Source organism: Streptomyces sp. NPDC051921, assembly GCF_040680975.1.
Classification (GTDB): domain Bacteria; phylum Actinomycetota; class Actinomycetes; order Streptomycetales; family Streptomycetaceae; genus Streptomyces.
In genome coordinates, this window is sequence record NZ_JBFAXU010000012.1 from 107390 (window position 1) to 129698 (window position 22309).

A 22309-nucleotide genomic window follows, 5' to 3' on the forward strand; every position below is an offset into this window, starting at 1 on the left:
CTGTCCCTCCGTCAGCCGCGGGAGCTGCCCGCGTAGGTGTGCTGGTCGGCCGAGGGCGCCGGGCGGTCGGCCGCGGGGCCGGGAACCCGTGCGGTGGCGTCACCGCCCTCCGTGGCCGCAGCGCGCTCGCCGATCCCGTGGCTCTTTCCGCGTTTGCCGCTCCTGCCGAGGCGCAGGTCCTTCAGCTTCATCATCGGGTGTTCGACGAGGTGCCAGGAGGCCATGGCGAGCAGCACGGTGAAGGCGAAGGTCAGGGCGAGATAGGCGCCCATGCCCCAGCGGGTCCAGCCGATCAGGGCGAGGGTCTGCTGGACGAGGAAGCCGTAGATGTAGATGCCGTACGAGTAGTCGTGGCGGGCGCCGACCCGGCGGAAGACCGCCGGCAGCCGGATGGCGAGCCAGACGAGGACGTACGCGAAGGCCGGGATGCCGACCGTGAACAGGTAGCCGTAGTGGAGGCTGCCCAGGAGGACGGCGAGGGCCGCGAGGCCCAGCGGGTCGCTGACCGGCACGCGCTCCTTGTAGAGCTCGATGACGGCCCCGAGGGCGAAGGCGAAGCCGAGGTAGATGAGGAAGGCGGGGCTGACCGGGCCGAACGGCGGCAGCTGAAGGGCCGGCAGGGCGTAGGCGTCGTACGGGCCGGCCCAGAACGGGTCCGTCATCGCCTGGCGTACCACGAGCCAGCCGAGGACCGCGGTGAGCACGAGGACGGCCCGGCGGGCCCGCGCCAGGATCCCGACGACGGCGAGGGCGGCCACGGCGAGGTAGCAGAGGAACTCGTAGCGCAGGCTCCACAGTGCGCCGTTGAACGCGGTGTTGTGGACCAGACCGGCCGAGCGGGCGTCCGTCATGATCTGGGATATGTCGTACTGGTTCGTGGAGACTGCCCAGTTCGCCCGGAAATAGTCGAGCGGGCCGTGCGGGCCGCCGAAGCCCTCCAGCGTGGAGTGGAGGTGCCGGTAGAGCAGCGGCGCCACCGCGAACGCGGCGACGGCCAGGCACATCCAGAACCCGGGGAAGATCCGCAGGGCGCGGTGCCAGAGGAAGCGGCCGAGCGACAGCCGCATGCCGCTGCGGGTGACGAGGATCCCGGAGAGGACGAAGAAGCCGTAGACCGAGAGCTTGCCCAGGTCGGTCTGGCCGCCGCTGAAGGAGTGGAGGTACTCCTTGCCGCCGTATCCGAGGATGCGGGCGTGCGACACGACCACCGCCGAAGCCAGGGCCAGACGCAGAAAGCCGAGACTGTTGTGACGGCCTTTGAGCAGTTCGGCGACGGTGCCCTGGGACCATCGCAGCGCGAAACCGCGATGCATGAAGAGTTCCTTAGCTTTTGATGAGCGTCCTATCTTCAGTCCGCGGGCAAACGCCTGTCCAATTTGCCATTGATCATCACCTGTCGATCACGCAATGATCGGCACAGAGAAAAACGCCCGGTCGGGACATGGCGTCCCGACCGGGCGTTTCACGTGAAACACCGCACCGCGGCTGTCAGGCCCAGGTGATGAGCCGCTTCGGCTGTTCCAGGATCGCGGCCACGTCGGCCAGGAACTTGGAGCCGAGTTCACCGTCGACCAGGCGGTGGTCGAAGGAGAGGGCCAGGGTGGTGACCTGGCGCGGCTTCACCTTGCCCTTGTGGACCCACGGCTGGAGCTTGATCGCGCCGACCGCGAGGATCGCGGACTCGCCCGGGTTGAGGATCGGCGTACCGGTGTCGACGCCGAAGACGCCGACGTTGGTGATGGTGAAGGTGCCGCCCTGCATCGCGGCCGGGGTCGTCTTGCCCTCGCGGGCCGTGGCCACCAGCTCGCTCAGGGACCGCGACAGCTCCGGCAGGGTCTGGGCGTGCGCGTCCTTGATGTTCGGCACGATCAGACCACGCGGGGTGGCCGCGGCGATGCCCAGGTTCACGTAGTGCTTGAGCACGATCTCCTGGGCGGCCTCGTCCCAGGCCGCGTTGATGTCCGGGTTGCGCTTGGCCGCGACCAGGACCGCCTTGGCGATGAGCAGCAGCGGGTTCACCCGCAGGCCCGCCATGTCCTTGTCGGTCTTGAGCTCCTCGACCAGCTTCATCGTGCGCGTGATGTCGAAGGTGACGAACTCGGTGACGTGCGGCGCGGTGAAGGCCGAGCCGACCATCGCCGCCGCCGTGGCCTTCCGTACGCCCTTGATGGGGATACGGGTCTCCCGGGCGTCCGACGAGACGGCGGGCACCGGGGCCGGCACGGCAGCCGCCGCGGCGGGAGCGGGGGCCTCGGTCACCGGGGCCGTCTCGACCACCGGCTCGGGCGCCGGGGCCGCCGCGCGGTGCACGTCCTCGCGGGTGATGATGCCGTCCGGGCCGGTCGGGGTGACCGTCGCCAGGTCGACGCCGAGGTCCTTGGCCAGCTTGCGCACCGGGGGCTTGGCCAGCGGGCGGCCGGCCACGGGACCGTGGCCGTTCAGCTGCTCGGGGACCACCGGAACCACCGGCGCGGGCGCGGCGGGCTCGGCGGGCGCGGCGACCTGGGCCGGTGCGGCCGTCGCCGCCTTGCGGGCACGCCGCTTGGTGGAGCTCGCGGAGACCCCGTAGCCGACGAGGACCGGCTGGCGGCCCTGCGGCTCGGCCTCGGCGACCGGCTCGGCGGCCGGCTGGGCGGCCGTCTCCGGGGTCGCTACGGCGGTGGGAGCCGCCGGGGCCTCGGGAGCGGCGCCGCCGCCCACGTTCACCGAGATGATGACCTGGCCGACGTCGACCGTGGTGCCCTCGGGGAAGAGCAGCTCGTGGACCGTCCCGTCGAACGGGATGGGCAGCTCCACGGCCGCCTTCGCCGTCTCGACCTCGCAGACGACCTGCCCGTCGGTGACGGTGTCACCGGGCTGGACGTACCACTTGAGGATCTCGGCCTCGGTCAGGCCCTCGCCCACGTCGGGCATCTTGAATTCGCGGATCGTCACGGTGCTCTCCTCAGTACGCCAGCGAGCGGTCGACGGCGTCGAGCACGCGGTCCAGGCCCGGCAGGTACTCCTCCTCCAGGCGCGCCGGCGGGTACGGCGCGTGGTAGCCGCCGACCCGCAGGACGGGGGCCTCCAGGTGGTAGAAGCAGCGCTCGGTGATCCGGGCGGCGATCTCCGCGCCGGAGCCGAAGAACACCGGCGCCTCGTGGACGACGACCAGGCGGCGGGTCTTCTCGACCGAGGCCTGGATGGTGTCGAAGTCCAGCGGGGAGATCGAGCGCAGGTCCACGACCTCGATCGACTTGCCCTCCTCGGCGGCGGCCGCGGCCACCTCCAGGCAGGTCTTCACCATCGGGCCGTAGGCGACGAGGGTGAGGTCCGTGCCCTCCTTGGCGACCCGGGCCTTGTGCAGCTCGCCCGGGATGGCCTCGGTGTCGACCTCGCCCTTGTCCCAGTAGCGGCGCTTGGGCTCGAAGAAGATGACCGGGTCGTCGCTCTGGATCGCCTGCTGGAGCATCCAGTAGGCGTCGTTGGAGTTCGCCGGGGTGACGACCTTGAGGCCGGCGACGTGCGCGAAGAGCGACTCGGGGGACTCCGAGTGGTGCTCGACGGCGCCGATGCCGCCGCCGTACGGGATGCGGATGACGATCGGCATCTTGACCGTGCCGAGCGACCGGGCCCGCATCTTCGCCAGCTGGGAGACGATCTGGTCGTACGCCGGGAAGACGAAGCCGTCGAACTGGATCTCCACGACCGGCCGGTAGCCGCGCAGCGCGAGACCGATCGCGGTGCCGACGATGCCGGACTCGGCCAGCGGGGTGTCGATGACCCGGTCCTCGCCGAAGTCCTTCTGCAGACCGTCGGTGATCCGGAAGACACCGCCGAGCTTGCCGACGTCCAGGCCCATGATCAGGACCTTGGGGTCGGTCTCCAGGGCCTTGCGGAGCGACTCGTTGAGCGCCTTCGCGAGGGGAAGCTTCTGAACAGCCATGATTACTCGGCCTCTCCGCCCTCGAAGGACGCCTGGTAGGCGGCGAACTGCGCGCGCTCCTCGTCGACGAGCGCGTGCCCGTCCGCGTACACGTTGTCGAAGATCGCCATGTGCTCCGGGACGGGCATGGCGCGGACGACCTCGCGGACGTGCTTGCCCAGCGCCTCGCTCTCCGTCTCCAGCTCCTCGAAGAAGGCGGCGTCGGCGTGGCCCTCGCGCTCCATGTACGCCTTGAGGCGCAGGATCGGGTCCTTGGCCTCCCACTCCTCGCGCTCCGCGTCGCGGCGGTAGCGGGTCGGGTCGTCGGAGGTGGTGTGGGCGGCCATCCGGTAGGTGTACGCCTCGATGAGCGTCGGGCCCTCGCCGCGGCGGGCGCGCTCGAGCGCCGACCGGGTCACGGCCAGGCACGCGAGGACGTCGTTGCCGTCGACGCGGACGCCGGGGAAGCCGAAGCCGCGGGCGCGCTGGTAGAGCGGGACGCGGGTCTGCTTCTCGATGGGCTCGGAGATGGCCCACTGGTTGTTCTGGCAGAAGAACACGACCGGGGCGTTGTAGACCGCGGAGAAGACGAACGACTCGTTGACGTCGCCCTGGCTGGAGGCGCCGTCGCCGAAGTACGCGATCACGGCGGAGTCCGCGCCGTCCTTGGCGATGCCCATGGCGTAGCCGGTGGCGTGCAGGGTCTGCGAGCCGAGGACGATCGTGTAGAGGTGGAAGTTGTTGCTGTTGGGGTCCCAGCCACCGTTGTTCACGCCGCGGAACATGCCGAGGAGGTTGGTGGGGTCGACCCCGCGGCACCAGGCGACGGCGTGCTCACGGTAGGTGGGGAAGACGTAGTCGTCGTCCCTCAGCGCGCGGCCGGAGCCGATCTGGGCGGCCTCCTGGCCCAGCAGCGAGGCCCACAGGCCGAGCTCGCCCTGACGCTGCAGGGCGGTGGCCTCCGCGTCGAAGCGGCGGCTGAGGACCATGTCGCGGTAGAGGCCGCGCAGCTCCTCGGCGCTCAGGTCGATGTCGTACTCGGGGTGCTGGACGCGCTCCCCTTCGGGCGTCAGCAGCTGTACGAGCTCGGGCTCGGCGCTCTGCGCCGCTGCCTTCTTCGCGCTCGCGGCGCTGGTTGTGCGCTTGGCGCCGCTGCTGCGTCGCGTCGTCTTGCGCGCGGCAGTGCTCTCCACGGTCACGTGCGTGCTCCTCCGTCGGTCCAGCCTCCGGGTTCGCCTGAGGCCAGTGCGGCTCCGCCTTCTCCGTACCCTTCGCACGGGGTGGGTGCGACGCGGCCGGGGTCGGCGTGACAGGTGATCCGGCAAGCGTCGTCATAGGCACGTTACCCACAGTGCGGCATTCCTGCGAAACCCCACTTGACCTGCGATTTTGCTTGGATTTCCAAGTAAATCGAGAAAACGGGTATTCGCCGCTGGTCAGCGCATGGGACAGCGGCCCGACGCCCTCGTCGGAACACCCGGCACGTTATCCCGGGCACCCCGGGCGCGGGAAGAGCCAATATGTGAGACTGGCTGGGTGCGCGAAGAAGGAAAAATCCGGGTATTTCTGCTGGACGACCACGAAGTCGTGCGGCGCGGCGTCCACGAGCTGCTCTCCGTGGAGGACGACATCGAGGTGGTCGGCGAGGCCGGCACCGCCGCGGATGCCCTGGTCAGGATCCCCGCGACCCGCCCCGACGTGGCCGTGCTCGACGTCCGGCTCCCGGACGGGAGCGGGGTGGAGGTGTGCCGCGAGGTCCGCTCCCAGGACGATGCGATCAAGTGCCTGATGCTCACCTCGTACGCGGACGACGAAGCCCTCTTCGACGCGATCATGGCCGGGGCCTCGGGATACGTCCTCAAGGCCATCCGGGGCAACGAGCTCCTCAACGCCGTCCGGGACGTCGCCGCGGGCAAGTCGCTGCTCGACCCGGTGGCCACCGCGCGGGTCCTGGAGCGCCTGCGGGACGGCAACGGCCCGAAGGGCGACGACCGGCTCGCCCATCTCACCGAGCAGGAGCGCAAGATCCTCGATCTGATCGGCGAGGGCCTGACCAACCGGGCCATCGGCGAGCGACTCCACCTTGCGGAGAAGACCATCAAGAACTACGTCTCCAGCCTGCTGTCGAAGCTGGGCATGGAGCGGCGTTCCCAGGCCGCCGCGTACGTGGCGAGAATGCAGGCCGAGCGCCACTGAGCCCGTCCCCGCCCGGCCGCACCCGATCGGGCCCGGCCGGGCCGGACGGCCCGCATTCGGGACCTACGTCCCCGCGAACCGGGGCAGGGGCCCCTTTCCCGACACGGTGCCGGTGGCGGAGAGTGGAAGCCATGTCCACCGAGGAGATCCGCGCCATCGAGCTGCTGGACCGCGTGTCGTACGGGCGCGTGGCCACGAGCATGCGGGCGATGCCGTTCGTCGCCCCGGCCCGCCACATCGTGACCGACGGGTGCGTCCTGCTCCGCCTCCACCGGGGCCTCGGCTACCACCGCGCCTGCGCCGGCAGCGTCGTCGCCTACGGAGCGGACAACCTCACCTCCGGCGCCGAGCAGCTGTGGTCCGTGCAGTTCACCGGTACCGCGCAGATCGTCGACCCCACCGAGGAGCAGCTGGCCGCGTTCGGCGCGGCCCCCCGCTCGGTGGACGGCGAGCCGTTCGACCCGGTCTACATGCGCATCGAGCCCCAGTTCGTCACCGTGCACAGCCTCGACTACGCGCCCGAACAGCCGACGCAGGGCACCGCTCCGGAGGCTCCCACCGCCCCGTCCACTCCCTCGATCGAGCGACATCTCCACCACGTAGCGTGATCTAACATCTGGGGGGTGCCGCGCTCATCTGTACCCTTGGCGTCCTCGGCCGCCTGCACCTCCGCCCCCCTCGCCCCGCCCGTCGGCGCCCTGCTGCGCCGCTACACGGACGCGGGCGAGCCGCTGTCCTGCCGGCCCGTCGCGCAGGGGCTGCTCAACCGGGGCTACCGGCTCGCCACCACCCGGGGCTCCTACTTCCTCAAGCAGCACCTGGACGCGCGCACGGCCGACCGGGACACCATCGTGCGGCAGCACCGGGCGACCCAGCGCCTGCACGCGCTCGGCGTGCCCGTCGCGCCACCGCTGCCCGACTCCGCCGGGCGCACCGTCGCCGTCATCGGGGGCCACTGCTACGCGCTGCACCCCTGGATCGACGGCCGGCACCGGGACGGCGCCCAGCTCTCCACCGCCGGCTCGCGGCGCCTGGGCACCCTGCTCGGGCAGGTGCACACCTGTCTGGAGCGGGTGATGGAGTCCCCGCCGGCGGACGCCGGCCACGAGAGCGCCCGCCCCGAGGACACCTTCGGGCTCATCGACGAGCTGCTCCGCCTGGTCCGCGCCCGCCGTCCCCGGGACGGCTTCGACGAGCTCGCCGAGCACCGGCTGCGGGAACGCCGCGTGCTGCTCGCCGCCCACGCCCACCGCCGGCCGCCGGCCGCCGCCGCGACGGGCTGGGTGCACGGCGACTTCCACCCCTTCAACCTGCTCTACCGAGGCGCCGAACCGGCCGCGATCGTCGACTGGGACCGTCTGGACGTGCGCCCGCGTGCCGAGGAGGCGGTGCGGGCCGCCGCGATCTTCTTCGTACGGCCGGCGGGCGAGCTGGCCCTGGACAAGGTGCGGGCGTACGCGCGGGCGTACCGGCGTGCGGCCGGCGTCGACCGCGCCGAGCTGGCGGCCGCGGTGGACCGCGTGTGGTGGGAGCGGCTCAACGACTTCTGGACGCTGCGCTGGCGCTACCAGCGGCACGACCGGAGGGCCGATCCGCAGTTCCCCGCGGTGTCGGCCCTGGCGGTGTGGTGGACCCGTGAGTACGAGGCGGTGCGCGACGCGTTCACGGGCTGAGGCCTGGGGCCAGGGGCCTTGAGCCTGTGGCCAGAGGCCTGTGGCCAAGGGCCTGAGGCCAAAGGCCTGAGGCCGGGGGCCTCTGGCCGGGGGCCTGAGGCCGGAGGATGAGGCCCGGGGCCCGTCCGGTCGGATCCGGGCCGGAGCGGCCCTGGCGGCCTCAGGGGGTCGTGCCGGTGCCCGACCCCGTGGTGGTGCCGGACGAGGATCCCGCGGAGGTGCCGGTCGAAGTGCCCGTGGACGTGCCCGTCGAGGTGCCCGTGGACGTACCGGTCGAAGTGCCCGTGGACGTACCGGTCGAGGTACCCGTCGAGGTGCCCGTCGAGCCGCCCTCGGTGGTCCCCTCCGTGCCCGAGCCCTCCGTCGAGCCCTCGCTGGAGCCCGTGCTGCCGCTCGTCGAGTCCGTCGGGTCCTTCGACGGCTCCTCCGTCGAGGGCGTCTCGGTGGACGGGCGGATCGTCGGCGGGTTCGACGGCGGCCAGGGCTGCTGGTTGCCGCCCGTGGAGGAGTCGGAGCTGTCGGGGTCCTCGGACGGCTCCTCGGACGGCGTGGGCGACTCCGGCTGGGTGGACGGCGAGCCGGAGACCGCCGGCGGCTTCGTGCCACCGCCGTCGCCCTTGTCGCCGGCCTTGTCGATCGCGTACGCGACACCGGCGACGATCGCGACCAGCGCGAGGGCCACGAAGAGCAGCACCTTGCCGCGGCCGCCCTTGCCGCCCTGCGCGCCGTAGCCGCCGTCCGGGCCGTAGCCGCCGGGGCCGCCCGGGCTCCCGTCGTAGCCGCCGTCGTCGGGGTTCATGGGCGGGAGGATCGGGCCCTGCGCGGTGAGGTGGTGCGGCGGGTGGCCGGGGTGGCCGCCCATGACCGCGGTCGCGGCGACGCCGGAGCCCGGGGTGTGCGGGCCCTCGTACATCTCGACCGGGCCGGTGTTCCACACGCCGGTGTGGCCGCCCTGCTCCTGGAGCATCGTCAGCCCGTACTGGATCAGGCCGCGCATCTCCTCGGCGCTCTGGAACCGGTCGTCCGGGTCCTTCGCGAGGGAGCGCATGACCAGGCCGTCGAGCTCCGGCGGCGCGGCCTGGGCGACCTCGGACGGCGGGATCGGGGCGTCCTGCACGTGCTGGTAGACCACCGACAACGGTGTCTCGCCGGTGAACGGGGGACGCAGCGCCAGCAGTTCGTAGAGGAGGCAGCCCGTCGCGTACAGGTCGGAACGGTGGTCGACGGCCTTGCCGAGCGCCTGTTCGGGGGAGAGGTACTGCGGCGTGCCCATGACCATGCCGGTCTGGGTCATGGTCGACTGCGCGCCGTGCAGGGCGCGCGCGATGCCGAAGTCCATGACCTTGACGGCGCCGGTGTTCGTGATGATCACGTTCGCCGGCTTGATGTCCCGGTGCACGATGCCGTGCTGATGGGAGTAGGCGAGCGCCTCCAGGACGCCGGAGACGATGATCAGGGCCTGCTCGGGCCCGGGCGCCTCGGCACTGATCAGCAGGTCGCGGATGGTGCGGCCCTCGACCAGCTCCATGACGATGTACGGCACGGACTGACTGCCGACGACGTCCTCGCCGGAGTCGTAGACGGCCACGATCGCATGGTGGTTGAGGCCGGCGACCGACTGCGCCTCACGCGTGAAGCGGGCCTTGGACACCGGGTCCTCGGCGAGGTCGGGGCGCAGCAGCTTCACGGCGACGGTGCGTCCGAGGCGCACGTCCTCGGCGGCGAACACCTCGGCCATGCCGCCGCGCCCGAGGCGGTGGGTCAGCCGGTACCGCCCGTCACCGACGACGCCTCCGAGGCCCCACGACTCGGCGGAAGGGTCCGGCACACCGCCACCTGCTCCGGATTCGGGTGCCATCAGTCCTCGCCGTCGTCTCTCGTGCCGTGTCCAGTCGTCACGCTACAGGCTCCGTACGACATCACGGGCCGCCGATGGATCGGCCATCCAACTCCCCTTGCGTACGCCTGTGCAAATTCCGTGCCGTTCCTGTCACGCTTGCGCGACGTTTTCCGTGCGGAGGGTCACGGAACGGGCATGGAAGGGGTGCCCGGCTTGACGTGTCACTGCCCTCGGGCAGACTTGGCCGGGAATATTCGGGATCAGCGCCGCCACGCGCGTAGGGGGAAGCACGAGATGAGCCAGGACGGCGCACAGGGCCGCTATGCGGGCGGTTCGGTCGCGGGCGGCCGGTACCAGCTGCGCGACCTGCTCGGCGAGGGCGGCATGGCCTCGGTGTACCTGGCGTACGACAGCGCGCTGGACCGCCAGGTCGCCATCAAGACGCTGCACACCGAGCTGGGGCGCGAACAGTCCTTCCGCGAACGCTTCCGCCGGGAGGCGCAGGCTGTTGCGAAGTTGTCGCACACGAACATCGTCTCGGTCTTCGACACCGGCGAGGACACCCTCGACGGCGCCGTCATGCCGTACATCGTCATGGAGTACGTGGAGGGCCAGCCGCTCGGCTCGGTGCTCGGCGCGGACATCCAGCAGTACGGCGCGATGCCGGCCGACAAGGCGCTGAAGGTCACCGCCGACGTGCTCGCCGCCTTGGAGACCAGCCACGAAATGGGCCTGGTCCACCGGGACATCAAGCCGGGCAACGTGATGATGACCAAGCGCGGCGTGGTCAAGGTCATGGACTTCGGCATCGCCCGCGCCATGCAGTCCGGCGTCACCTCGATGACGCAGACCGGCATGGTCGTCGGCACCCCGCAGTACCTGTCCCCCGAGCAGGCCCTGGGCCGCGGCGTCGACGCCCGCTCCGACCTGTACTCGGTCGGCATCATGCTCTTCCAGCTCCTGACGGGCCGTCTGCCCTTCGACGCGGACTCGCCGCTCGCGATCGCCTACGCGCACGTCCAGGAGGAGCCGGTCGCTCCGTCCTCGGTGAACCGCTCGGTGACCCCGGCGATGGACGCCCTGGTGGCCCGCGCTCTGAAGAAGAACCCGAACGAGCGTTTCCCCAGCGCGGCCGCGATGCGCGACGAGTGCCTGCGGGTGCTGTCCGCCGGCCAGACCGGCGCCCCGATGATCGTCGCCGGCGGCCCGGTGCAGAGCGGTTCGGGCGTCGGCTCGGCGGTCTTCCCGCCGGTCGGCCAGACCCCGCCGCCGTCCACGCACGGCATCCAGTCGCCGTACCAGCCGCACCCGACGCCCCACCCGACCGCGCAGCCCGGCCCGTACGGCCCGCCGACCCCGGCGCCGTCCTACGGCTACCCGCAGCAGGTCCCGACACCGGCTCCGGCGCCCGTCTACCAGACCCCGGCGCCCTCGCCGGCGTCGCCGTACACCGTCCAGCAGGGCGCCCCGGTCGGTCCGGTCGGCGGGCAGAACCGGACGAACAAGATCGCCATCGGGGTGATCGGTCTGCTGGTCGTCATCGGCGTGATCGTGGGCATCTCGCTCATGGACAAGGACCCGGACGACAAGGCGGACGGGAACAACCCGAGCCAGTCGACGAGCAGCGCCCCCGGTCACAAGGGTCCGGACTACTCGAAGACCATCCTCACCAAGAAGTGCACGGAGCCGACCGAGTCGAGCAGCGACCCGAACAAGTTCGAGGTCCCGGACTTCACGTACAAGAACATCCAGTCCGTGAAGGCGTGCATCCAGGCGGCCGGCTGGAAGATCAAGGCCGAGTCGTCGGTCGACGAGGCCACGTACGGCCAGGGCACGGTCATGACCCAGTACCCGCGGCAGGGCACGGACATCAGCAAGGAGGACGCCGAGTTCGTCCTCGAGGTGTCCACCGGCAACCCCGCGCAGTAGGACCGCGGTAGCCGGAGAAGACCCAGGTCACCGACGGCGTCCCGGACACCCGCCCACGGGCGGACCTGTCCGGGATGCCACGTTTGTCCCGACATGTGACGCTGAGTTGGACAACTCGGCGGCTCGGTACGGGAGGGGGTCACCCGGTGACTCCAGGACCACGTCCTCGTGCGCGGGCGCTCGCGCCCGTCCTCGCCGGCTGGCTCGTGACGTGCGCGGCCTGCGCCCTCGCATCCGCCGCGCCGCTCACGTCCGGGCCCGTCGCATCCGCCGCGCCCCTGACCTCCGGGTCCCCCGCGTACGCCGCACCGCTCGCCTCCAGGCCCGTCGCGTACGCCACCGAGGCCACGCCCGGTGCCTCGCGGAGCGCCACCGCGACCTCCCCGCCCCCGTCGGCGACGCCCCGCCCCCGGGTGTCCGCGACCGCCTCGCCGCGTCCGTCGTCGACGGCCGGCTCCCGCGCGCCCTCCTCCGCCGTCTCCCCCGCCCCGGCGCCGAGCGGTTCCTCCGCCACCGACGACTCACCGGCCGACCCCGAGCCGTCCGAGGCCCCCGAGCCGATCGGACCCGGCGCGTCCGCCTCCCTCGCGGGGCGCCCGGCGGGGGAGGGAAGGCCACGGCCCGGGCGGCCCGCCGCCCCCTCGTCCCCCGCCCCGCCGAGTCCGGCCGACCCCGCTCGTACCAAAACGGCAACAGAGGAGGAGCCCGCGGCGGAGTCCGACGAGGGGACCGAAGCGGTACCCGAGACGGACCCGTCGGCCCCGGAGAGCTCGGGCGCGGCCGAGCCGGCAGCCGCGTCACGGATCGGCCCCGAGGCCACGGCCACCCTCTCCGACCGGCAGATTCCCGTCCTGACCCTGGGAGTGGGGCTGGCCCTGATGGGCCTCGGCATCGGCTTCCTCGGGGTCCGGATGCGGCGCCGCTGAGCGCTCCCCGGTGACCCGGGTCCCCCTTGAGACGGACCTCCGGGGTCCGCCTCAGGACGCTTGTCCGTGCCGACTTACTCGGTATACATACTCGGTATGTCGATCCGCCACGGGCTCCTCGCCCTCCTCGAACACGGCCCTCGCTACGGCTCCCAGCTCCGCACGGAGTTCGAGTCCCGCACCGGTTCCACGTGGCCGCTGAACGTGGGCCAGGTCTACACGACCCTCAACCGGCTCGAGCGGGACGGGATGGTCGCCCAGGACGGCGAGGACGAGGCCGGCCACGCGCTCTACGCGATCACCGAGGCCGGCCGCGCCGAGCTGCGCAGCTGGTTCGAGAACCCGGTCGACCGCACCAGCCCCGCCCGTGACGAGCTGGCCATCAAGCTGGCGATGGCGGTCGGGGCGCCCGGGGTCGACATCCGCGACGTCATCCAGTCCCAGCGGCGCCACACCGTCAGGGCCATGCAGGACTACACCCGGCTCAAGGCCCAGGCGATCACCGCCGTCGAGAAGAACGGGGCCCGGGAGCGCGACGACATCGCCTGGCTGCTCGTCCTGGAGCAGCTGATCTTCCAGACGGAGGCGGAGGCGCGGTGGCTCGACCACTGCGAAGCCCGGTTGATCCGCCTCTCGGCGGCGGCAGCGGGCGGGGCCCCGGAGACCGCCCCGCCGCCCGCACCCCACCGCACCACCACGGCGCCGCCCGCCTCGAAGGCCCGTAGGCGCTGAGGCCCGGGCGTCGGCAGGGCACCGCCACCACCGCACCACCCGTGCGCGACCACCGCACGTCCCCGGCCCGCGCCGCTCGACCACCGCTCGACCACCGCTCGATCACCGCTCGACCACTGCTCGACCACCGCTCGACCACCCGTCCAGACCCAGACCGTACGCACGGCGCCGTCAACGGGCGCTCCGCACACACCCGTTCGCCGGCGTACCCCGAGGGGGAAACATGTCCACACAGCAGCAGCCCTTGCTGCGCCTGCAGAACCTGACCCGCGTCCACGGCGCGGGTGCCACCGAGGTGCACGCCCTGCGCGGCATCGACCTCGACGTCTACCCCGGTGAACTCGTCGCCGTCATGGGCCCGTCCGGCTCCGGCAAGTCGACGCTGCTCACCATCGCCGGGGGCCTCGACGCCCCGACCTCCGGCCAGGTCATCGTCGAGGACACCGACATCACCCGCGCCGGCGCCAAGGAGCTCGCCGCCCTGCGCCGCCGCAGCATCGGCTACGTCTTCCAGGACTACAACCTCATCCCGGCCCTCACCGCCGCCGAGAACGTCGCCCTGCCCCGCGAGCTGGACGGCGTCTCCGCCCGCAAGGCCCGCGCCGAGGCCCTCGCCGCGCTCGCCGAGATGGACCTCGGCCATCTCGCCGAGCGCTTCCCCGACGAGATGTCCGGCGGTCAGCAGCAGCGCGTCGCCATCGCCCGCGCCCTGGTCGGCGACCGCCGCCTCGTCCTCGCCGACGAGCCCACCGGCGCCCTCGACTCCGAGACGGGCGAGTCCGTGCTGGCCCTGCTGCGTTCCCGTTGCGACGCCGGTGCCGCCGGCGTCCTGGTCACCCACGAGCCGCGGTTCGCCGCCTGGGCCGACCGGGTCGTCTTCCTGCGGGACGGCGCCGTCGTCGACCAGACCGTACGCAGCGAGGCCGACTCGCTCCTGACCGGCCGGGCGGCGCAGCAGTGACGAACTGGTTCCACTCCTGGCGGGCCGCGGTCCGCATCGCCCGCCGTGACGCCTTGCGCTCCAAGGGCCGCAGCTTCCTCGTCCTCGCCATGATCGCCCTGCCGATCCTCGGTGTGAGCGCCTTCGACCTGACCATCCGCAGCTCCGAACTCTCCCCCGAGCAGCAGTTGGAGCGTTCCATAGGCGCGGCGGACGCCCGGTTCAGCGACGGCTACGTCGACGGGGTGCCGCTCCTGCAGGACCCCAAGGGCGAGCAGAGCACGACGGCCGAGGACTACGACTCCGCGAACAAGCCCTGGCCCAGCGGCTCCACGGACATCCCCAAGGCCATCCCGGCCGGCTCGACCGTCCTCACCGACAGCTCCGGCAGCGCCAAGCTGACCACCGCCCACGGGCTGCTCCACACCGAGGTCCGCGAGCTGAAGGCCGCCGACCCGGTCGCCCGGGGCATCATGCGGCTGCGCGAGGGCCGTTTCCCGGAGAAGAACGACGAGATCGCCGCGAGCACGGGCTTCCTGAAGAGCAGCGGACTCACGGTCGGTTCCACCCTGAACGCCCGTGGCTTCGACCGTACGTACACGATCACCGGCGCGTACGAGCTGCCCAGCGACCTCAAGGCCGAGCAGGTCAACGCCCTGCCCGGCGCCTTCCTCGCCGCGTACGGCCAGGCCGTCGAGAAGGCCGGCATCCCGAAGCCCGACATCTCCACCACGTACCTGGTGCGGAAGTCCGGTGGTTTCACGTGGAACACGGTCCAGGAGATCAACAAGAAGGGCGTGGTCGTCACCTCGCGCGCCGTCGTCCTCGACCCGCCCGCCGACTCCGAGGTCCCGCTGTTCCAGAGGGAGGGCTGGGGCACCTACCAGGAGAGCACGGCCGCCCGCGCCGCCGCGCTCGCCGCCGTGGGCACGGTGGTCGGCCTGGCGATGCTGGAGATCTGCCTGCTCGCCGGTCCCGCCTTCGCCGTCGGCGCCCGCCGCTCCCGCCGCCAGCTCGGCCTGGTCGGCGCCAACGGCGGTGCCCGCAGCCACATCCGGGCCATCGTGCTCAGCGGCGGCCTGGTCATCGGTGTCGCCTCGGCCGTCGTCGGCACGGTCCTCGCCCTGATCCTGACCTTCGCGCTCCGGCCCTACCTGGAGGAGGCCATGGGGCAGCGGTTCGGCGGCTTCACCGTCAAGCCGCTGGAGATCCTCGCCATCGCCGCGCTCGCCGTCCTCACCGGCCTGCTCGCCGCGATCGTCCCGGCCGTCACCGCCTCCCGGCAGACCGTCCTCGCCTCCCTCACCGGCCGACGCGGCGTCCGCCGCAGCAGCCGCGTACTGCCCCTCGTCGGCCTGGCCGCCGTCCTGCTCGGCGGCGTGATCGCCCTGTACGGCTCGGTCGTCACCGACCAGCTCTTCATCGTCGCCGGTGGCTCCGCGATCGCCGAACTGGGCGTGGTCGCCATGACGCCCGCCCTGGTCGGCCTCTTCGGCCGCACCGGCCGCTGGCTGCCCCTCTCGCCGCGCCTCGCCCTGCGCGACGCCGTGCGCAACCGGGGCCGTACGGCACCCGCCGTCGCCGCCGTCCTGGCCGCCGTCGCGGGCACCGTCGCCGTCTCCACGTACGCCGCGAGCCGCGACGCCCAGGACCGGGCCGGATACCACCCGAGCCTGCCCCACGGCGCCGTCTCCGTGCTCGTCACCGAGGAGGGCGGCCGGGACGCCGCGACGGCCCGGGACGCCGTGCAGCGCACCCTGCCCGTCGACGTACGCGCCGACGTCCGGCGCATCTCCGTCGGCAAGCCCGGCTGCGCGCCCTGGGGCGGCACCCCCGGCTGCGGCCGCTACGAGGTGGTCGTCCCGCCCGCCAACGAATGCCCCCTGTGGGCGGTCACCCACGACGGCACCGACCCGTCGGAGAAGTTCACCAAGGAACAGCGGCGGGCCCTCGCCAAGGACTGGCGCTGCACGTCCGACCCGAACAGCGGATCGATCTCCGTCGAGAGCGGCCTTCTCATCGCCGACGCCAGCCTCCTCACCGTTCTCGGCATCGACGACCCCGGCGCCGCCCAGGCCCTCGCCGACGGCAGGTTCGTGAGCTTCTCCCGCGCCCAGGTCGACAAGACCGGCAAGGTCGGCGTCAAGCTGATCACCGACAACGAGGCCGCCGACCGCGCCGCCGAGCAGAACAAGCCGGCGCCCGGCAAGATCACGTCCTTCCCGGCCTACCAGGTGCCCGGCTCCCCGGCCACCTACGGCGTCGCCGGCCTGATCAGCCCCGCCGCGGCCGAGGCCGCCGGCCTGACCACGGTCCCGCTCGGCTCGTTCTTCACCACCGACCACCTGCCCAACAGCGAACAGCGGCAGAAGCTGGACGCCGAGATCGCCAAGATCGGAGGCGAGGTCAGCCTGGTCCTGGAGGAGGGCTACGTCAGCAAGAACAGCATCGTGCTGCTCGCGCTGACCGTCTTCGCCGGTCTGGTCACCATCGGCGCCGCCGGCATCGCCACCGGCCTGGCCCAGGCCGACGCCGAGGCCGACCTGAAGACGCTCGCCGCGGTCGGCGCCCCGCCCCGGGTGCGCCGTACGCTCAGCGGCTTCCAGTGCGGAGTGGTCGCGGCGATGGGGGTGATCCTCGGCTCGGCCGCCGGCGTACTGCCCGCGGTCGGCCTGCGGCTCACCGAGGAGCGGCAGGAACTGCACTTCTACCAGGAGGCCCTCGACAACGGCTGGGGCATCTCGGACACCCCGCCGTACGTGCCGATCGTCGTCCCCTGGGAGACGCTCGCCGCGCTTCTCGTGGCCGTGCCGCTCGGTGCCGCCCTGCTCGCCGCCCTGGTGACCCGCTCCCGCGGGGCGCTGGCCCGCCGCGCCGCGCACTGAGGATCGCCGGGAGCTTCGTTGTCAGGCTGTGCCCCTGGAGGAGGGTGGATCACCCTCCTCCAGGGGCACACCGTGTGATGAGGCATGTGTGCGAGAGAATGGGCGGCATGGAGATGCCGAGGAATGACAGGTCGCAGGAGAGCCCCCAGGTCCTCATCGTGGGCCAGGACGGGATGGCGCTCAGCGGCACTCAGGGTGACGACGAATCCCGCGAGGTCCCGGTGACGGAAATGGTCGAGCAGCCTGCGAAGGTCATGCGGATCGGCAGCATGATCAAGCAGCTTCTGGAGGAAGTCAGGGCGGCACCTCTCGACGAGGCGAGCCGCGTCCGGCTGAAGGAGATCCACGCCAGCTCGGTGAAGGAGCTGGAGGACGGGCTCGCCCCCGAGCTGGTGGAGGAACTGGAGCGCCTGTCCCTGCCGTTCACCGACGAGGCCATTCCCTCCGAGTCGGAACTGCGCATCGCGCAGGCCCAGTTGGTGGGCTGGCTCGAAGGCCTCTTCCACGGCATCCAGACGGCGCTGTTCGCCCAGCAGATGGCGGCCCGCGCCCAGTTGGAGCAGATGCGCCGGGCACTGCCGCCGGGGGCGTCGCACGACGATGACGACGACCACGGCCCCGGCCGGGGCCGGGCGGTCGGCTCGGGACCGTATCTGTAGGCACGGGGTGACGCGTCGAGGGCCCGGTCCGCACGGTGTACGCCGTGCGGACCGGGCCCTCGGCCGTCCTCGGTGTCACTCGTCCGGCGCCAGGAGCAGCACCTTGCCGACGTGACTGCTCGCCTCGACGGCCCGGTGGGCCTCGGCGGCGTCCGCCATCGCCACGGTGCGGTCCACGACCGGCGTCACCGTGCCGGCGCCGATCAGCGGCCACACGTGCTCACGCACCGCGGCGACCACCGCCGTCTTCTCGGCCGGCGGCCGGGACCGCAGCGTCGTCGCCAGCACCGCGGCGCGCTTGGCCATCAGGGCGGCCAGGTTCAACTCGCCCTTGACGCCGCCCTGGAGGCCGATGACGACCAGACGCCCGTTGACGGCCAGGGCCTTGATGTTCCGGTCGAGGTACTTGGCGCCGACGATGTCGAGGATGACGTCCGCCCCGGCCCCGTCCGTCGCCTTGTGGAGCTCCTCCACGAAGTCCTGCGCCCGGTAGTCGATGAGGATGTCCGCGCCCAACTCGGCACAGCGCGCCAGCTTCTCGGGGCCGCCCGCGGTGACCGCCACCCGCGCCCCGACCGCCTTGGCCAGCTGGATGGCCATGGTGCCGATGCCGCTCGCCCCGCCGTGCACGAGGAGCGTCTCGCCGGGCCGCAGGTGCGCGAGCATGAAGACGTTCGACCAGACGGTGCAGGCCACCTCGGGCAGCGCCGCGGCCGTCACCAGGTCCACACCCTCCGGCCGGGGCAGCAACTGCCCTGCCGGGACGGCGACCTTCGTCGCGTATCCGCCCCCGACGAGCAGCGCACACACCTCGTCGCCGACGGACCAGCCCGAGACGCCGGGGCCGAGCGCGGCGATCCGCCCCGAGCACTCCAGGCCGGGGTACGGGGAGCTGCCCGGCGGCGGGTCGTAGAAGCCCTGCCGCTGGAGCAGATCGGCACGGTTGACGGCGCTCGCCACCACCTCGACGAGAACCTCGCCCTCGGCGGGGACGGGGTCGGGCACCTCGGCCCAGACCAGCGCCTCGGGCCCGCCGGGTTCCGGAATCGTGATCGCATGCATGTCGGCGAGGCTACTCCCGGACCCCGGCGCCGAGCGCGTGGGCAGGGCGGGCCGGGGACGGGGCGGCGGGGGCTCAGTCCTCGACGGGGGTGGTGAGCGGGGTGACGGCCGCGGCGCGCACGATGGTGATCACCCGGTCGGTCAGCTGGAGCGGGCTGGCGGCGGGGTCGTCGTAACCGAGCAGCCGGTGCCCGCGCAGCACGCTCACCACCAGGTCCTGGGTCTCGCGCACGTTCTTTCCCGCCTCGGCCTTGGTCACCGGGCGTTCGACGAGGTCGAGTCCTGAGCCCTGCTGGATCAGGTCCTCCATCACCGTGCCCGCGCTGGGGCTGAGCACGGAGAGGCCGAGCAGCCGGCCGGCGGCGCTGGCACTGGTGATCACGGCATCGGCGCCGGACTGGCGCAGCAGCGGGGCGTTCTCCTCCTCACGGACCGCTGCGACGATCTTCGCGCCCCGGTTGAGCTGGCGGGCCGTCAGGGTGACCAGCACGGCGGTGTCGTCGCGCTGGGTGGCGATGACGATCTGACGGGCCTTCTGCACCTCGGCCCGCAGCAGCACGTCGCTGCGGGTGGCGTCACCGATGACGCCGACGAAGCCGTCGGCGTTGGCCGCCTCGATGACCTTGGTGGACGGGTCGACGATGACGATCTGGTCCTTGCGCAGGCCGGTCGCGCACAGCGTCTGGATCGCCGACCGCCCCTTGGTGCCGAAGCCGACGATGACGGTGTGGTCGCGCAAGGTGGACCTCCAGCGGTTCAGCCGGAACTCCTCCCGGGTCCGCTCCGTGAGGACCTCGAGGGTGGTGCCGACCAGGATGATCAGGAACAGCACGCGCAGGGGCGTGACGAGCAGGATGTTCGCGAGCCGGGCGGAGTCGCTGTAGGGGACGATGTCGCCGTAGCCGGTGGTGGAGAGGGTGACGGTCGCGTAGTAGACGGAGTCGAGGAAGTCGACCGTGTCGTTCGCGTTGTCGTGGTAGCCGTCCCGGTCGGCGTAGACGATGAGGACGGTCACGATCAGCACGCCGAGTGCCATCAGGAGACGCTTGCCGACCTGTCGCAGCGGCTTCTCGACCACCCGGCGCGGCAGCTTGATCCGCGATCCCGCCTTCTCGTCGGCCTCGCGGGCCATCGCGTCGCGGCTGGGCAGTTTCACGTGAAACACACTCCTTGGGCCTCTCCGTAGGCGGAGACGGCCGTCCAGGGCAGGTCGAGGACGTGGAGCGCCTGCCCGGGCCTCGCGCCGCCGGGCGGGACCACGGCCAGGCCGTCGGCAGCGGCGATGCCCCGGAGCATCGCGGGCCCGTTGTAGTGCAGCGGCGCGGCCTCGTCGCCGCGCAGCGCGACGGGCACGAGGCGGGTGTCGTACGGGTGTCCCTGGATCTCCTCGCGTACGGGGACGCGGTACGGCTCGGGGGCCGGCCGGCCGGCGAGGGTCCGCAGCAGCGGCTCGGCGAGCGTGAGCAGCCCGGAGACGGCGGCGAGGGGATTGCCGGGCAGGCCGACCAGGTGGCGCGGACCCGAGCCGAGTTCGGCCAGGAGCATGGGGTGCCCGGGACGGACCTTCACCCCGTCGACGAGCAGGGTCGCGCCGGCCTTGGCGAGCACCGGATGGACATGGTCGACCGGGCCGGCCGCGGTGCCGCCTGTCGTGACGACCACGTCGGCGGCGGAGCCGGTGACCGCCGCGTACAGCGCCTCGGCGTCGTCACCGACCCGGCGGGTGCCGAGGACCTCGGCGCCGAGCGCCTGCAGCCAGGGACCGAGCATCGGACCCAGGGCGTCGCGGATCAGGCCCTCGTGGGGGAGCCCGGAGGCGAGCAGTTCGTCGCCGAGGACGAGCACCTCCACGCGGGGGCGGGGGTGCACGGTCAGCTCGTCGTAGCCGGCTGCGGCGCCGAGTCCCAGGACGGCGGGGGTCACGGTGCTCCCGGCGGGCAGCAGCCGGTCGCCGGAGCGGCATTCCTGGCCGCGCGGCCGGATGTCCTGCCCGGGAACGACCTCGCGCCGCGCGTGCAGCTGCCCGGCGGTGTCGGTGCGGGCGTGCTCGCTGCGGACGACGGCGGTGGCCCCGACCGGCACCCGGGCGCCGGTCGCGATCCGTACCGCGTCGCCGTCGTCGAGGGCGGCGGCGGGAGCGTGCCCGGCGAGGACGGCGCCCTCGGGGGCGATCCGCCAGGGGCCGGGGCCCGCGACGGCCCAGCCGTCCATGGCGGAGGTGTCGAACGACGGCAGGTCGGTCAGCGCGTGCAGCGGCTCGGCCAGGACCCGGCCGAGGGCCTGCCCGAGCGGGACCGGCACGGGCTGCCGGGAGGCCGCAGCCTTCGCCCCGGCCCGCGCGGCCACGGCCCGGGCCTCGGGCCAGGGGGTGGCGCGATGCCGCTCGGGCTGTGGCGCGGGACCGGTCGTGGGGCCGGTCCTGGGGCCAGGGGCGTCTTCGCGGGAGCGCCCGACGAGGGCGAGGACGTCGTCCACCCCGTCGTCGGGCAGGCTCTCCTTCATGGTCATCCGGCCCCGTCCTGCTCGGCGGCCCAGCGTTGCGCGAGCGCGGCGGCCTTCTGCGTGGCCTCCTTGACGGCCTCGGGTCCGCCCTCGCCGCCTGCGGCCCGCGCCGCCGCGTATCCGACGAGGAACGTGGTCAGCGGCGCGGCGGGCCGTGCGACGCCGTGCGCGGCGTCGCGGGCCAGGTCGAGCAGCAGGCCTGTGTCGACGTCCAGGTCGATACCCAGTTCGTCCTTGACTGCGGTGATCCATTCATCCAGCACGTTCCCATGCTCCCTGATCCGCGCCCGGGCCGCGGCGATGTCCTCCCAGGTGTCGCAGTCGAAGGAGGCCGAGGCCTCCGAGGGGGCCCGCACGACCCGCAGGCCGCCGGTGATCCGCCGCAGCGGCAGCCCGTCGAGACCGCCCCGCTCGGCGGCGGCGCCCGCCAGTTCCCGCCGCAGGGCCTCGACCCGGTAGGCGGCGACCAAGGGCTGCTCCCGCCCCTCGGCGTCGACACTCACCACGCCCTCGGCCTCGGGAGCTTCGGCCAGGGCGTCCACGAGGCGCCGGGCCGTCGCCGCGTCGAAGAAGGGGAGGTCGGCGGAGAGGACGAGCACGAGGGCCGCGGGGGCGGCGCGGCCGACCGGGGCGGGGGCGGCCTGGGCGGCGGGCTCCGGGGCGTCGGTGAGGCGGCGCAGGCCCGCGGCGAGGGCGGCGACCGGGCCGCCGCCGGGCGGGTCCTCCCGGGTCCACTCGACGGGTCGGGCGGTGGTGCGGGGCGTTGCGACGACGACGGTGCGTCCGGCGTCGCGGCAGCCGGCGAGGACCCGGTCGAGGAGCGGTCGTCCGCCGACCCGCAGCCCGGGCTTGTCGGCACCGCCGAGGCGCCGGGCGGCGCCGCCGGCGAGCACGATGGCGTCGTACGCGGTCGTCATCCCAGCAGTATGGTCCGCGCCCGGCGGGGCGTGCCCGGCGCCCGTCCGTCCGTCTCACAGAGGGAGACGCCCCGGTCCGCAACGGACCGGGGCGTCGTGCGGAAACGCGTCCGGGACCCGGCGTGGGGTTGGGTCCCGGACAAG

At 72.8% G+C, this 22309-nt stretch carries 18 protein-coding genes; 9 read left to right on the forward strand and 9 right to left on the reverse strand.

The window, feature by feature from the left end; all coding sequences use genetic code 11:
- Positions 1 to 11: 11 nt before the first annotated feature.
- The 4 genes from AB0M16_RS17835 to pdhA form a co-directional block, all read right to left on the reverse strand.
- Complete coding sequence (locus tag AB0M16_RS17835) at positions 12 to 1313, reverse strand: acyltransferase (RefSeq protein WP_365343817.1); 1302 nt, start codon at positions 1311 to 1313, stop codon at positions 12 to 14.
- Positions 1314 to 1488: 175 nt separating this feature from the next.
- On the reverse strand, positions 1489 to 2913 hold the full coding sequence (locus AB0M16_RS17840; RefSeq protein ID WP_365344006.1) for a dihydrolipoamide acetyltransferase family protein: 1425 nt from the start codon (positions 2911 to 2913) through the stop codon (positions 1489 to 1491).
- A gap of 31 nt (positions 2914 to 2944) precedes the next feature.
- Positions 2945 to 3925, reverse strand: coding sequence for an alpha-ketoacid dehydrogenase subunit beta (locus AB0M16_RS17845; RefSeq protein ID WP_365343819.1), 981 nt, complete (start codon positions 3923 to 3925; stop codon positions 2945 to 2947).
- Positions 3926 to 3927: 2 nt separating this feature from the next.
- A complete protein-coding gene (gene pdhA, locus AB0M16_RS17850) occupies positions 3928 to 5103 on the reverse strand; it encodes a pyruvate dehydrogenase (acetyl-transferring) E1 component subunit alpha (protein ID WP_365343821.1) in 1176 nt (391 codons plus the stop codon).
- A gap of 337 nt (positions 5104 to 5440) precedes the next feature.
- Between pdhA and AB0M16_RS17855 the strand changes: the two genes are divergently transcribed.
- From AB0M16_RS17855 to AB0M16_RS17865, 3 genes are all read left to right on the forward strand, one after another.
- Positions 5441 to 6100: a response regulator transcription factor gene (locus tag AB0M16_RS17855; RefSeq protein WP_365343823.1), complete on the forward strand. Its 660-nt coding sequence runs from the start codon at positions 5441 to 5443 to the stop codon at positions 6098 to 6100.
- A 131-nt stretch (positions 6101 to 6231) separates the two neighbouring features.
- A complete protein-coding gene (locus tag AB0M16_RS17860) occupies positions 6232 to 6708 on the forward strand; it encodes a pyridoxamine 5'-phosphate oxidase family protein (RefSeq protein WP_365343825.1) in 477 nt (158 codons plus the stop codon).
- Between the two features lie 36 nt (positions 6709 to 6744).
- Complete coding sequence (locus tag AB0M16_RS17865) at positions 6745 to 7773, forward strand: phosphotransferase (protein WP_365343827.1); 1029 nt, start codon at positions 6745 to 6747, stop codon at positions 7771 to 7773.
- Between the two features lie 160 nt (positions 7774 to 7933).
- Here the strand turns inward: AB0M16_RS17865 and AB0M16_RS17870 are convergent, their stop codons facing one another.
- The gene (locus AB0M16_RS17870; RefSeq protein WP_365343829.1) at positions 7934 to 9631 is read right to left on the reverse strand and encodes a protein kinase; all 1698 of its coding nucleotides are present in this window, start codon (positions 9629 to 9631) and stop codon (positions 7934 to 7936) included.
- Positions 9632 to 9907: 276 nt separating this feature from the next.
- Between AB0M16_RS17870 and AB0M16_RS17875 the strand changes: the two genes are divergently transcribed.
- From AB0M16_RS17875 to AB0M16_RS17900, 6 genes are all read left to right on the forward strand, one after another.
- Positions 9908 to 11542, forward strand: coding sequence for a protein kinase (locus AB0M16_RS17875; RefSeq protein WP_365343831.1), 1635 nt, complete (start codon positions 9908 to 9910; stop codon positions 11540 to 11542).
- A 146-nt stretch (positions 11543 to 11688) separates the two neighbouring features.
- Positions 11689 to 12468 carry a hypothetical protein gene (locus AB0M16_RS17880; protein WP_365343833.1) on the forward strand — a complete coding sequence of 260 codons (780 nt, stop codon included), beginning with the start codon at positions 11689 to 11691 and terminating at the stop codon, positions 12466 to 12468.
- 96 nt (positions 12469 to 12564) lie between these two features.
- Positions 12565 to 13200, forward strand: a complete 636-nt coding sequence (locus AB0M16_RS17885) for a PadR family transcriptional regulator (RefSeq protein WP_365343835.1) — start codon at positions 12565 to 12567, stop codon at positions 13198 to 13200.
- 223 nt (positions 13201 to 13423) lie between these two features.
- The gene (locus AB0M16_RS17890) at positions 13424 to 14161 is read left to right on the forward strand and encodes an ABC transporter ATP-binding protein (RefSeq protein ID WP_365343837.1); all 738 of its coding nucleotides are present in this window, start codon (positions 13424 to 13426) and stop codon (positions 14159 to 14161) included.
- Complete coding sequence (locus AB0M16_RS17895; RefSeq protein ID WP_365343839.1) at positions 14158 to 17025, forward strand: FtsX-like permease family protein; 2868 nt, start codon at positions 14158 to 14160, stop codon at positions 17023 to 17025. The genes AB0M16_RS17890 and AB0M16_RS17895 overlap by 4 nt, the downstream gene beginning before the upstream one ends.
- A 107-nt stretch (positions 17026 to 17132) precedes the next feature.
- Positions 17133 to 17684: a bacterial proteasome activator family protein gene (locus AB0M16_RS17900; RefSeq protein ID WP_365343841.1), complete on the forward strand. Its 552-nt coding sequence runs from the start codon at positions 17133 to 17135 to the stop codon at positions 17682 to 17684.
- A 75-nt stretch (positions 17685 to 17759) separates the two neighbouring features.
- Here AB0M16_RS17900 and AB0M16_RS17905 read toward each other — a convergent pair whose 3' ends face one another.
- The 4 genes from AB0M16_RS17905 to AB0M16_RS17920 all read right to left on the reverse strand — a co-directional run bounded on the left by AB0M16_RS17905 (position 17760) and on the right by AB0M16_RS17920 (position 22165).
- On the reverse strand, positions 17760 to 18746 hold the full coding sequence (locus tag AB0M16_RS17905) for an NAD(P)H-quinone oxidoreductase (RefSeq protein WP_365343843.1): 987 nt from the start codon (positions 18744 to 18746) through the stop codon (positions 17760 to 17762).
- Positions 18747 to 18819: 73 nt separating this feature from the next.
- Positions 18820 to 19878: a potassium channel family protein gene (locus tag AB0M16_RS17910; protein WP_365344008.1), complete on the reverse strand. Its 1059-nt coding sequence runs from the start codon at positions 19876 to 19878 to the stop codon at positions 18820 to 18822.
- A gap of 20 nt (positions 19879 to 19898) precedes the next feature.
- On the reverse strand, positions 19899 to 21254 hold the full coding sequence (locus AB0M16_RS17915) for a molybdopterin molybdotransferase MoeA (RefSeq protein WP_365343845.1): 1356 nt from the start codon (positions 21252 to 21254) through the stop codon (positions 19899 to 19901).
- Positions 21251 to 22165, reverse strand: a complete 915-nt coding sequence (locus AB0M16_RS17920; RefSeq protein WP_365343847.1) for a DUF6457 domain-containing protein — start codon at positions 22163 to 22165, stop codon at positions 21251 to 21253. Before AB0M16_RS17920 ends, AB0M16_RS17915 begins: the two co-directional genes overlap by 4 nt.
- Positions 22166 to 22309 lie beyond the last annotated feature (144 nt).